We start from the raw sequence: 13,025 nt of genomic DNA on the forward strand, positions 1-13,025 counted from the left end.
GCAGCGCATTGATCGTATTGGGGCTTGTGGTTCTTGAGACGCTTGAAGCTGCTGTTTTCCGATAAGGATGACATGCGGCTTTTTTGCGTCTCTACGCGTGCCCCCCGGTGGATGCCGGGCGCGACATTCTTAGCTGTAAGGCAAAAAAATCCATGGCGACCAAGGCAATCGAGGGCGGCACCGCAAAGCGCCGCATCCGCAAGGTGTTCGGCAACATCCACGAAGTGGTGCAGATGCCGAACCTGATCGAGGTTCAGCGCGAATCCTACGAACAGTTCCTGCGCTCTGATGCCTCGATCGGCTATGTCTCGGGCCTCGAAAAGACCCTGCGCTCGGTCTTCCCGATCCGCGACTTCGCCGGCACCGCCGAACTCGACTTCGTCAATTATGAGCTCGAGCCGCCCAAGTTCGACACCGACGAATGCCGTCAGCGCGGCATAACCTATGCGGCGCCAATGCGCGTCACCCTCCGCCTGATCGTGTTCGAGGTCGATGCCGACACGGATTCGCGCTCGGTCCTCGATATCAAGGAGCAGGACGTCTACATGGGCGACATGCCCCTGATGACGGGCAACGGCACCTTCATCATCAACGGCACGGAACGCGTGATCGTCAGCCAGATGCACCGCTCGCCGGGCGTCCTGTTCGACCATGACCGCGGCAAGACCCACGCGTCGGGCAAGTATCTCTTCGCCGCGCGCGTCATTCCGTATCGCGGTTCGTGGCTCGACTTCGAGTTCGACGCCAAGGACATCGTCAACGTCCGTATCGACCGTAAGCGCAAGCTGCCGGTCACCGCGTTGCTGTACGCGCTGGGCCTGACCGGCGAGGAAATCCTTAATTACTTCTACAACCGCGTCACCTTTGTGCGCGGTCAGGGCGGCTGGATCATTCCGTTCCAGGCGGAGAATTGGCGCGGCCAGAAGCCGATGTTCGACATCATTGATGCGAAGACCGGCGAAGTCGTGTTCCCATCGGGCCAGAAGATCAGCCCCCGCGCCGCCAACAAGGCAGCCAAGGACGGCCTGACCGACCTGCTGATCCCGACCGAAGAAATCTTCGGTCGCTACAGCGCCTATGACCTGATCAACGAGACCACCGGCCAGATCTATATCGAAGCCGGCGACGAAGTGTCATCCGAGAATCTCGAACTGCTCGACAAGGCCGGCATCGATCGCATCGAGCTGCTCGACATCGACCATGTCGCGACCGGCCCCTGGATCCGCAACACGCTCAAGGCCGACAAGGCCGAAGAGCGCGAGCAGGCCCTGAGCGATATCTACCGCGTGATGCGCCCCGGCGAGCCGCCGACGCTCGAAACCGCAGAGTCGCTGTTCAGCGGCCTGTTCTTCGATCCCGACCGCTACGACCTGTCGGCCGTTGGCCGCGTCAAGCTCAACATGCGCCTTGACCTCGACGCCGAGGACACGGTCACCACGCTGCGCACCGAAGACATCCTCGCAGTCGTCAAGACCTTGGTCGACCTGAAGGACGGCAAGGGCGAAATCGACGATATCGACAATCTCGGCAACCGCCGCGTGCGCTCGGTCGGCGAGCTGCTCGAGAACCAGTATCGCGTCGGTCTGCTCCGCATGGAGCGCGCCGTGAAGGAGCGCATGAGCTCGGTCGATGTGTCGACCGTGATGCCGAACGACCTGATCAACGCCAAGCCGGCGGTCGCCGCGGTGCGTGAATTCTTCGGTTCGTCGCAGCTGTCGCAGTTCATGGATCAGACCAACCCGCTGTCGGAAGTCACCCACAAGCGCCGCGTGTCGGCACTTGGGCCGGGTGGTCTGACGCGTGAGCGCGCCGGCTTCGAAGTCCGCGACGTTCACCCGACGCATTATGGCCGTATCTGCCCGATCGAAACGCCGGAAGGCCCGAACATCGGTCTGATCAACTCGCTTGCCAGCTTCAGCCGCGTCAACAAATACGGCTTCATCGAGACGCCGTACCGCAAGGTCGTCGACCATAAGGTCACCGACGATGTGGTCTATCTGTCGGCGATGGAAGAAGCCAAGCACACGATCGCGCAGGCCAACGCCGAGCTCGACGCATCCAAGGGCTTTGTCGAGGAACTGGTGTCGTCGCGTCAGTCGGGTGAATTCCTGATGGCGATCCCCGACAACATCACGCTGATGGACGTCAGCCCCAAGCAGCTCGTCTCGGTCGCCGCATCGCTCATTCCGTTCCTGGAAAACGATGACGCCAACCGCGCGCTGATGGGCTCGAACATGCAGCGTCAGGCTGTGCCGCTGGTCCAGGCCGAGGCGCCGTTCGTCGGCACCGGCATGGAAGAGACGGTTGCGCGTGACTCCGGCGCGGCGATCTCCGCCAAGCGCGCCGGCGTGGTCGACCAGGTCGATGCCGCGCGTATCGTGATCCGCGCCACGGGTAGCGTCGAGGCCGGCCAGTCGGGCGTCGACATCTACACGCTGATGAAGTTCCAGCGCTCGAACCAGAACACCTGCATCAACCAGCGTCCGCTGGTGAAGGTCGGTGACGTGGTGAACACCGGCGACGTGATCGCCGATGGTCCCTCGACCGAGTTCGGTGAGCTCGCGCTGGGCCGCAACAGCCTCGTCGCGTTCATGCCGTGGAACGGCTATAATTATGAGGATTCGATCCTCATCTCCGAACGCATCGTGAAGGACGACGTCTTCACCTCGATCCATATCGAGGAATTCGAAGTCATGGCCCGCGACACCAAGCTCGGGCCGGAGGACATCACGCGCGACATCCCCAATGTCGGCGAGGAAGCGCTTCGCAACCTCGACGAAGCGGGCATCGTCTATATCGGCGCCGAAGTGGAGCCGGGCGACATCCTGGCCGGCAAGATCACCCCCAAGGGTGAATCGCCGATGACGCCGGAGGAAAAGCTGCTCCGCGCCATCTTCGGTGAAAAGGCGTCGGACGTGCGCGATACCTCGCTGCGTCTGCCGCCGGGCGTTGCCGGCACCGTCGTCGAAGTCCGGGTGTTCAACCGCCACGGCATCGACAAGGACGAGCGCGCGATGGCGATCGAGCGCGAGGAAATCGAGCGCCTGAAGAAGGACTCGGACGACGAACGCAGCATCCTCAACCGTGCGACATGGTCGCGCCTGCGGGAAATGCTGCTTGACCAGACGGCGACCGCCGCGCCGAAGGGCGTCAAGAAGGGCGTGGTCATCGACCAGGACCTGCTCGACAGCGTCGATCGTCACGAATGGTGGAAGTTCGCCGTTGCCGACGACAAGATCCAGAGCGATCTGGAAGCGGTCAAGGTGCAGTATGACGAAGCCGCCAAGCTGATCCAGGACAAGTTCCTCGATCGTCGCGAGAAGCTGGAGCGCGGCGATGAGCTGCCGCCTGGCGTGCTCAAGATGGTCAAGGTGTTCGTCGCGGTGAAGCGCAAGCTGCAGCCGGGCGACAAGATGGCCGGCCGTCACGGCAACAAGGGCGTGATCAGCCGCATCCTGCCAGCGGAGGATATGCCGTTCCTCGCCGACGGGACCGCGGTCGACATCGTGCTCAACCCGCTCGGCGTGCCGTCGCGCATGAACGTCGGTCAGATCTTCGAGACGCATCTTGGCTGGGCCGCGCGCGGCCTGGGGCAACAGATCAGCCAGGCGCTGGAGGATTGGCGCGAAGCCAATCCAGACGCCAAGGCCGGCGCGATGCCCGAAGTCGTCAAGGATCGCCTCAAGACGGTCTATGGCGAGCAGTATCATGCAGAGATCGACGCCCGCACCGGCGACGAGATCATCGAACTGGCGCAGAATCTGCGCGGCGGCGTGCCGATGGCGACGCCGGTGTTCGACGGTGCCCGCGAAGCCGATGTCTCGGCGATGCTGGCGCTGGCGGGGCTCGATACCTCGGGCCAGAGCGATCTGTTCGACGGGCGTACCGGCGACAAGTTCGACCGCAAGGTCACCGTCGGCTACATCTATATGCTGAAGCTGCACCATCTTGTGGACGACAAGATCCACGCCCGGTCGATCGGCCCCTACTCGCTCGTCACGCAGCAGCCGCTGGGTGGTAAGGCGCAGTTCGGCGGTCAGCGCTTCGGTGAGATGGAGGTCTGGGCACTCCAGGCCTATGGCGCCGCCTATACCCTGCAGGAAATGCTCACGGTGAAGTCCGACGACGTGGTCGGTCGCACCAAGGTCTATGAAGCGATCGTCAAGGGCGACGACACCTTCGAGGCCGGCATTCCGGAGAGCTTCAACGTGCTCGTCAAGGAAATGCGCTCGCTGGGTCTGAACGTCGAGCTGAAGAGCATCGAGCAGTTCGACTCCGACGGCGTCGCGATCGCGGCGGAGTGATGGAATAGAGCCCTGCCCTTCCGGGGCGGGGCTCGATCCGCCGCTCGCACAGAATTTTCCCTCCCAGCGAGGAATTGAGAATGAACGAACTGACCAACTTCGCCAACCCGGTCGCCAAGACCGAAACCTTTGACCAGATCCAGATCGGCATCGCGTCCCCGGACCGGATCCGCTCATGGAGCTTCGGCGAGATCAAGAAGCCGGAAACCATCAACTATCGCACGTTCAAGCCCGAGCGTGACGGCCTGTTCTGCGCGCGCATCTTCGGTCCGATCAAGGACTACGAATGCCTGTGCGGCAAGTACAAGCGCATGAAGTACAAGGGCATCGTCTGCGAGAAGTGCGGCGTCGAGGTGACCGTCTCGAAGGTCCGTCGCGAGCGCATGGGCCATATCGAACTGGCCGCGCCGGTTGCGCATATCTGGTTCCTGAAGTCGCTGCCGTCGCGCATCGGCCTGCTGCTCGACATGCAGCTCAAGCAGCTCGAGCGCGTGCTGTACTTCGAAGCCTATATCGTGATCGAGCCGGGCATCACGCCGCTGGAAAAATACCAGCTGATGACCGAGGACGAGCTGCTCGACGCGCAGGATGAATATGGCGAGGACGCGTTCTCGGCCGGCATCGGCGCCGAAGCGGTCCGCATCATGCTTCAGGACCTCGATCTCGAGGGCGAGCGCAAGGAACTGCTCGAAGAGCTGGCGGTCACCAAGTCGGAACTGAAGCCGAAGAAGATCATCAAGCGCCTGAAGGTCGTCGAGAGCTTCATCGATTCGGGCAACCGCCCGGAATGGATGATCCTCGAGGTCGTTCCGGTCATCCCACCCGAGCTGCGCCCGCTGGTGCCGCTGGACGGCGGCCGCTTTGCGACCTCGGATCTGAACGATCTGTATCGCCGCGTGATCAACCGCAACAACCGCCTCAAGCGCCTGATGGAGCTGCGTGCGCCGGACATCATCGTCCGCAACGAAAAGCGCATGTTGCAGGAAGCCGTCGACGCCCTGTTCGATAACGGTCGTCGCGGCCGCACGATCACCGGCGCCAACAAGCGTCCGCTGAAGTCGCTGTCCGACATGCTCAAGGGCAAGCAGGGCCGCTTCCGCCAGAACCTGCTCGGCAAGCGCGTCGATTATTCGGGTCGTTCGGTCATCGTGACCGGTCCGGAACTCAAGCTGCATCAATGCGGCCTGCCGAAGAAGATGGCGCTCGAGCTGTTCAAGCCGTTCATCTACGCCCGTCTCGACGCCAAGGGCCTCAGCATGACGCTGAAGCAGGCGAAGAAGTGGGTCGAGAAGGAGCGCAAGGAAGTCTGGGACATTCTCGACGAAGTCATTCGCGAGCACCCGGTCATGCTCAACCGTGCGCCGACGCTTCACCGTCTCGGCATCCAGGCGTTCGAGCCCGTGCTGATCGAGGGCAAGGCGATCCAGCTTCACCCGCTGGTCTGCTCGGCCTTCAACGCCGACTTCGACGGCGATCAGATGGCCGTCCATGTTCCCCTCTCGCTGGAAGCCCAGCTCGAGGCGCGCGTGCTGATGATGTCGACCAACAACATCCTGTCGCCAGCGAACGGCAAGCCGATCATCGTGCCGTCGCAGGACATGGTGCTGGGTCTCTATTATCTGTCGATGCTGAAGGAAGGCGAGCCCGGCGAGGGCATGCTAATCTCCGACATGGCGGAAGTGCATCAGGCGATCGAGGCTGGCGCGGTGACGCTCCACACCAAGATCACCACGCGCGTCCCGCAGACGGATGCCGAGGGCAAGACCTACCTCAAGCGCTACGAGACCACCCCAGGCCGCATGCTGCTCGGCGAGTGTCTGCCGAAGAGCTCGAAGGTGCCGTTCGATACCGTCAACCGCCTCCTCACCAAGAAGGATGTGGGCGACGTGATCGATGAGGTCTATCGCCACACCGGCCAGAAGGAGACCGTGCTGTTCGCCGACGCGATCATGGCGCTGGGCTTCAAGCACGCGTTCAAGGCGGGCATTTCGTTCGGCAAGGACGACATGATCATCCCGGACGCCAAGGTCGGCCTGGTCGATGAAACGCGCGCGCTGGTGAAGGATTTCGAGCAGCAGTATCAGGACGGTCTGATCACGCATCAGGAGAAGTACAACAAGGTGATCGACGCCTGGTCGGGCTGCGGTGATCGTGTTGCAACGGCCATGATGGACGAGATCAAGGCAGTGAAGAAGCTGCCGAATGGTCGCGAAGCGCCGATCAACTCGATCTACATGATGGCGCACTCCGGTGCTCGTGGTTCGCAGGCGCAGATCAAGCAGCTGGCGGGTATGCGCGGGCTGATGGCCAAGCCGTCGGGCGAGATCATCGAAACGCCGATCATCTCGAACTTCAAGGAAGGCCTGACCGTCCTTGAGTATTTCAACTCCACCCACGGCGCCCGCAAGGGTCTCGCGGATACGGCGTTGAAGACCGCCAACTCGGGTTACCTGACTCGCCGTCTGGTCGATGTGTCGCAGGATTGCGTCATCATCGAGATTGATTGCGGCACCGAACGTGCGTTGGAAATGCGCGCGATCGTTCAGGGCGGCTCGACCATCGCGTCGCTCGGCGAGCGCATCCTCGGTCGCACGACCGCGGAGGACATTGTCGACACCAAGACCGGCGAGATCGTCATCCCTTCGGGCACGTTGCTCGACGAGCCGATGATCACGAAGATCGAGGCGATCGGCACCCAGGCGGTGAAGATCCGTTCGCCGCTGGTCTGCGAAACCAAGATCGGTGTCTGCGGCAAGTGCTATGGACGCGATCTGGCGCGCGGTACCCCGGTCAACATCGGTGAAGCGGTCGGCGTCATCGCCGCCCAGTCGATCGGTGAGCCGGGCACCCAGCTGACGATGCGGACCTTCCACATCGGCGGCGCGGCGCAGCTCAACGAGCAGTCGAACCTCGAAGCGGTTGCCGACGGGACGATGGAATATCGCGACCTGCGCATCATCATGGATCAGCGCGGCCGTCGCGTCGTGCTGAGCCGCTCGGGCGAAATCGCGATCGTCGACATGGACGGCCGCGAGCGTGCGGTGCACCGCATCCCGTACGGCGCCTATGTGATGTACGATGATGGCCATATCGTCTCGAAGGGCGATCGTCTGGCCGAATGGGATCCGTTCACCATGCCGGTGATCACGGAAAACCCCGGTGTCGTGAAGTATGTCGACCTGATCGAGGGCAAGACGCTGGTCGAACAGGCCGACGAAGCCACCGGCATCTCGCAGCGCGTGATCATCGAATATCGCGCCGCGACCAAGTCGAAGGAGGATCTGCGTCCGCGCCTGACCCTGCTCGACGGGGACTCGGGTGAAGCCGGCCGCTACATGCTCGCACCGGGCGCCACGCTCTCGGTCGAGGATGGCGCGCAGGTTTCCGGCGGCGACGTGCTGGCTCGCGTTTCGCGCGAAGCAGCCAAGACCCGCGACATCACCGGCGGTCTGCCGCGGGTGGCGGAGCTGTTCGAAGCACGCAAGCCGAAGGAAAATGCGATCATCGCGAAGGTCTCGGGCCGTGTCGTGTTCGGCAAGGACTATAAGGCCAAGCGCAAGATCGGCATTCAGCCCGAGGATGGCGGCGAGGTCGTCGAGTATCTGGTGCCCAAGTCGAAGGTGATCGACGTTCAGGAAGGCGACTACGTCAAGCGTGGCGACAACCTGATCGGCGGCAGCCCCGACCCGCACGACATTCTCGAAGTGCTCGGCATCGAACCGCTGGCGGAATATCTCGTCTCGGAAATCCAGGAAGTTTACCGGCTTCAGGGCGTGAAGATCAACGACAAGCACATCGAGGTGATCGTTCGCCAGATGCTGCAAAAGGTCGAGATCACCGATGGCGGCGATACCACGCTGCTGGCGGGCGAGCAGGTCGATCGCGACGAGATGGATGCGATCAACGACAAGCTGTCGAAGAACGAAGCCCGTGCGCACGGCAAGCCCGTCCTGCTCGGCATCACCAAGGCGTCGCTGCAGACCCGCAGCTTCATCTCGGCGGCGTCGTTCCAGGAAACCACCCGCGTCCTCACCGAGGCAGCGGTCCAGGGCAAGCAGGACACGCTGATCGGTCTCAAGGAGAACGTGATCGTCGGTCGCCTCATCCCCGCCGGTACCGGCGCGGGCATGAACCGCCTGCGCGTTGCCGCCTCCAGCCGTGACGCCGCGCTGCGCGTCCAGCAGCGCCGCCTGCAGGAAGCGCTGATCGCGCCGAATTCGGCGGCGGAAGAGCGGGCAGCCGAAAAGCTGCGCGACATCGCCGACGACACGGGCAGCGATGCCCTGGCGTCGGTCGTGACCAGCGGCACCGGCACCGACGCCGATGCGGGCGATTACCTGATCAAGGAATGATCGGGTAACGCTTCAGGCGCTGACAGAAACAAGCCGCCGTCCGGACCATCCGGGCGGCGGCTTTTTCTTTGCCAGGCTTGTTTTGAATATTTCCGGCGGCGGCTCTCCTCCCCGGCACGGGGAGAATATCTACCTCGGCGGCGTCGGCTCGATCATTAACGGCGGCGGCTTGCCCAACAACAAAGCCCCGGCACCCCAATAAATTGCGCCAGAAATGCAACAGCCTCGGTCAAATCCGAGACGACCGGAACCAACTTCTCCGGCGTCACTTGCGCCGTGTTACAGAGCGGTTACGAATCGACTCGAACTCCGGGGCACATGGAGTCGGGCGCAGGACGGATGCCTTAAATCAATCGGGGGATATCCATGAAAGCCACTTTCGCCCATCGGGTGTCGATCTATCGTCTGTCGACCGCTCTTTCGCTCTTCGCCGCCGCACTCGCGCTGCCCGCCGCCGCGCATGCCGCCGACGAGTCCCCTGCCCCACAGGCGCAGGCCGCCGATGACGAAATCGAGATCGTCGTCACCGCGACGCGTCGGGCGGAATCGAGCAAGGATGTCCCGATCGCGGTTTCCGCCATTTCCGGCGAGAAGCTCGACGTGCTCAATTCGAGCGGCCTCGACGTCCGCTTCCTCTCCGGGCGCACCCCCAGCCTGCTGGTCGAATCCTCCTTCGGTCGCACCTTCCCGCGCTTCTATATCCGCGGCCTCGGCAATACCGATTTCGATCCGACCGCGGCACAACCGGTGTCGGTCGTCTATGACGACGTCGCGCTCGAAAACCCGATGCTCAAATCCTTCCCGGTGTTCGATCTCGCCAGCGTCGAAGTGCTGCGCGGCCCGCAGGGCACCTTGTTCGGCCGCAACACGCCCGCCGGCGTGGTGAAGCTCAACTCGGTCGCGCCCAGCGATGAGTTCAAGGGCTATGGCAGCTTTTCGTGGGGGACCTACAACACGATCAATGCCGAGGCGGCGATCGGCGGCCCGATCGGCGGCGGCTTCACCTTCCGCGCCTCGGGCATATTGCAGTATCGCTCCGACTGGGTCACCAACACCGCCCGCCCGACGCTCGGCGATCGCAAGCTCGAAGGCTATCGCGACCTCGCGGGCCGCTTGCTGATCGGTTATGAAAGCGGCGACTTCACCGCCTTGCTCAACGTTCATGCGCGCGACCTCGACGCCACGCCGCGGCTGTTCCGTGCCGGTGCGCTTCGCCCGGGCAGCAATGACTTCAACACTGGCTTCGACATCAAGCATATCGCGCTCGATGGCCTGACCAGCCAGAATCTGAACGCCTTCGGCACCAATCTGAAGCTCAACTACAGCTTCGACGGCGTCGGCACGCTGCACACGATCACTGCGTTCGAAAAGGTCAAGGTGCAGAGCACTGGCGATGTCGACGGCGGCAATTGCTACGCCTTCATTCCCGGCTGCACGCTCGGCACGATCAATGTCGGCGGCTTTCCGGTCAACACTGGCGGCGTCACCAAGCCGGAGGAATTCAGCCAGGAAGTGCGTTTCGAGACCGAGGATTTCAACGGCCTGCGCGGGCAGGTCGGCGCCTATTATTTCCACCAGAAGCTGATCTATAACGAGACGGCCTATGACGGCGCCGGCACGCTTACGCAGAATGTGCTGCACGACAACAAGAACGAGAATTTCGGCATCTTCGGCTCGATCGAATATGCCGCGACCGACGCCCTGACGCTGCGCGCCGGCGTGCGCTATTCGAAGGACAACAAGACCGATCTGGTCGGCGGCCTTGCCGCTTTTCCGGGTAAGCCGCTGCCGATCACGACCAAGGTCAAGGGCGACAATGTGTCGTGGGACGCAAGCGCCAACTACAAGATCGACGACCGGGTCAGCGTCTATGCGCGCTTCGCCACCGGCTATCTCGGCCCGGCAATTTCGGACCGGGTCAATTTCGGCGATTTCCCGACCACCGCGCCCAAGCAGACCACCATCTCGGGCGAAGCCGGCATCAAGACCCAGCTCAGCAACCGGATCCGTTTCGATCTGACTGGCTATTATTTCCGCACCAAGGATTTCCAGGTCACCGCGGTGGGCGGCAGCAACAACTCGGCGCAGTTGCTCACCATCGACAAGGCGGTGGGCTATGGCCTCGAGGCCGAACTCAACGCCCGCCCGGTCGACCCGCTCGTGCTGACCGCCGGTCTCAGCTACAATTTCACCGAAATGCGTGACCCGACGCAATCGGTTGCGACGTGCGGCGGCGGCTGCACCGTCACCAACGCACTCAACACTGCGGGCCGCGCGATCCTCAACGGCAACGATTTGCCCCAGGCGCCGCGCTGGATCATCAACTGGACGGCGCGCTACGGCGTTCCGCTGGCCAATGGCGGCGAGATCTTCGCCTTCACTGACTGGGCCTATCGCAGCGAGATCAATTATTTCCTCTACACGGCCAAGGAGTTCCGCGGGAAATCGTCGCTCGAGGGCGGTCTGCGCGTCGGCTACAAGACGGCGAACGACATCGAAATCGCCGTCTTCGCGCGCAACATCACCAACCAGATCCGCGCCGTCAGCGCGATCGACTTCAACAATCTGACCGCGATGGTCAACGACCCGCGGATCATCGGCGGTTCGGTGAAGTTCAGCTTCTGATCGATTGGGCATCCCTGTCCGGTGCGCCGGACAGGGGATCTGTTGCCCAGTGCTTGGATGGGCGCACTCATTTCTCTATGAGTGCTGACTCATATAGAAATTGATGAAAGAAGAGAGTGTTTTGAACGCCGTACTGTAAACAACGTCAGCCCCTGAAGACATTGTATCGTAAATAATCCTCGGCTCTGGTCCAACTCGGAGATCGACGGCTATGGCTGCGTCAACATAATCGACCATGCCTATTAGATAGCCTGCAGTAGGATCGAAGTCTCCCGGGATCACATCCTGTCGAGGTTTGCCATTAAGAATTTTCAGCTCAGATTTTCGTATATGTGCATTCTCTCGAATCGCGTGCTCTGGAGTAAAAAACTGAATAAATGGCACCTGGTCTTTAGAGGCAGGAAAGTTATTCAACCACGCCTTGCTGGTGCGCTCCAGCGGCCAATCGACGCGATCCATCAAGGTCACGATTCGTGCATCGACTTCAAATCCGTTGAGCCATAGCGGCACGGTCATGCGTTCTCCTTATGGCATCGACGGTAATTGTATTCGTTCTACCGCAGGGAGCAATGTCGGCAAGTGGATCGACTACCGCCTGGTCGAATAGTTTCCAGTCGATCGGTTTTCGGCCACGCCGCTAATCGCAACAGCGGCGCGAACGACCAGGAGTGCTGGATAGCACAGCCTGCCCACTTTTCGCGATCGGAAGCGACAGCCCGCCATCCTCCGGCGTTATTTCAGCGGCAGAAACAATTCCACGATCACTTCATGCACCGGCATTTCCGGGATGAAGGACAGCCGGCGTTGGCAATAGATCGGAAAGTCGCGCGCTTCCTCGCCGCTATCCGGAAGCCAGTCCCGATAAAGGTACAGTGCTGCAGGTTCGAGATTGTTGGTATTGCCGGGATAGCGCAGCACCGCGCAGCGTCCCCCCGGGATCAGACCGGCCTTCATCTGCGCGTCGTTCGCCGCGATCGGCTGGTCAGTCCCGATACACAGGTCCATGCTGTAATCGGCCGGGACCACGGGCTCCCGTTCGGAACGAAAGATGGTGAAGGTCGGGCTTGTCTCGGGCGACAGGCCGGCGGCCTTGCGCCACGCGATGAACCGCTGGAAAGTGTCCCCGAGCATCGCCCGGTCGCCGCGATGCTCCATGATCGCCACCGGCGTCGGGGGCACATCACGGATCGTCACGTCGTCATGTTCGAAGATGATCTGCATGAGCTTGTTCCTCGCTTTGTCGAGCGGCCCGAAGGCCATGAGCCACGGTCCCCAATCGGGAGACTTGCGGAACGACGATGGCGATTGCCCGAACCTTTGGCGAAAGGCGCGGGCAAAGGCATCGGGCGCATCATAGCCTGCATCCATCGCGATAGCCGTGACGCTGTGCGCGTCGCTACTGGTCAGCTGATGCGAAGCCCGCTTCATCCGCGCAAGCTGGACATAGCGGTGCACCGACAGTTCGAACGTCGCCCTGAACTGCCGGTGGAAATGAAACTTGGAGAAAGCCGCGACGCGGCTCACCGTTTCCAGATCCAGATCCCCGTCAAGATGCTGGTCGATATAGTCCAGCACCCGCTGCATCCGGGCGTGATAGTTTTGAAATGCCGCCTCCATCGTCCCGTCCTTCGTGGCCGAGCCAGCTAGTCGCTATTGGCCATGACGCGCTCGACCGATCTTGCGCTTTGGCATGGATCAGCCGAAAATATTCAACCGCCGCCTACCGGCACGCCCGTTCTACCGG

At 62.0% G+C, this 13,025-nt stretch carries 6 protein-coding genes; 3 read left to right on the plus strand and 3 right to left on the minus strand.

Annotated features, from left to right (window positions below):
• Window positions 1-152 precede the first annotated feature (152 nt).
• On the plus strand, window positions 153-4,304 hold the full coding sequence (gene rpoB / locus OO12_RS01085) for a DNA-directed RNA polymerase subunit beta (protein WP_034156748.1): 4,152 nt from the start codon (window positions 153-155) through the stop codon (window positions 4,302-4,304).
• A gap of 80 nt (window positions 4,305-4,384) precedes the next feature.
• A complete protein-coding gene (rpoC, locus tag OO12_RS01090) occupies window positions 4,385-8,656 on the plus strand; it encodes a DNA-directed RNA polymerase subunit beta' (protein ID WP_034156749.1) in 4,272 nt (1,423 codons plus the stop codon).
• On the opposite strand, the gene OO12_RS27820 is transcribed toward rpoC, so the two are convergent.
• Window positions 8,646-8,876: a hypothetical protein gene (locus tag OO12_RS27820; RefSeq protein ID WP_152616194.1), complete on the minus strand. Its 231-nt coding sequence runs from the start codon at window positions 8,874-8,876 to the stop codon at window positions 8,646-8,648. The two genes, rpoC and OO12_RS27820, sit on opposite strands and share 11 nt — an antisense overlap.
• A gap of 146 nt (window positions 8,877-9,022) precedes the next feature.
• Here OO12_RS27820 and OO12_RS01095 point away from each other — a divergent pair, with 146 nt between their 5' ends.
• Window positions 9,023-11,281 carry a TonB-dependent receptor gene (locus OO12_RS01095; protein ID WP_034156750.1) on the plus strand — a complete coding sequence of 753 codons (2,259 nt, stop codon included), beginning with the start codon at window positions 9,023-9,025 and terminating at the stop codon, window positions 11,279-11,281.
• A gap of 75 nt (window positions 11,282-11,356) precedes the next feature.
• Here the strand turns inward: OO12_RS01095 and OO12_RS01100 are convergent, their stop codons facing one another.
• Window positions 11,357-11,797, minus strand: coding sequence for a hypothetical protein (locus OO12_RS01100; protein ID WP_034156751.1), 441 nt, complete (start codon window positions 11,795-11,797; stop codon window positions 11,357-11,359).
• A 216-nt stretch (window positions 11,798-12,013) separates the two neighbouring features.
• Window positions 12,014-12,898 carry an AraC family transcriptional regulator gene (locus tag OO12_RS01105; protein ID WP_034156752.1) on the minus strand — a complete coding sequence of 295 codons (885 nt, stop codon included), beginning with the start codon at window positions 12,896-12,898 and terminating at the stop codon, window positions 12,014-12,016.
• Window positions 12,899-13,025: the final 127 nt, after the last annotated feature.

The sequence above is a fragment of the Sphingomonas sp. ERG5 genome, assembly GCF_000803065.1.
In the GTDB taxonomy this organism is placed as follows: Bacteria; Pseudomonadota; Alphaproteobacteria; order Sphingomonadales; family Sphingomonadaceae; genus Sphingomonas.

Excerpts from the sequence above, each read along its gene's own strand:
- rpoB (WP_034156748.1), top strand. The coding sequence starts at position 153 with ATGGCGACCAAGGCAATCGAGGGCGGCACCGCAAAGCGCCGCATCCGC.
- rpoC (WP_034156749.1), top strand. The coding sequence starts at position 4,385 with ATGAACGAACTGACCAACTTCGCCAACCCGGTCGCCAAGACCGAAACC.
- OO12_RS01095 (WP_034156750.1), top strand. The coding sequence starts at position 9,023 with ATGAAAGCCACTTTCGCCCATCGGGTGTCGATCTATCGTCTGTCGACC.
- OO12_RS01100 (WP_034156751.1), bottom strand. The coding sequence starts at position 11,797 with ATGACCGTGCCGCTATGGCTCAACGGATTTGAAGTCGATGCACGAATC.
- OO12_RS01105 (WP_034156752.1), bottom strand. The coding sequence starts at position 12,898 with ATGGAGGCGGCATTTCAAAACTATCACGCCCGGATGCAGCGGGTGCTG.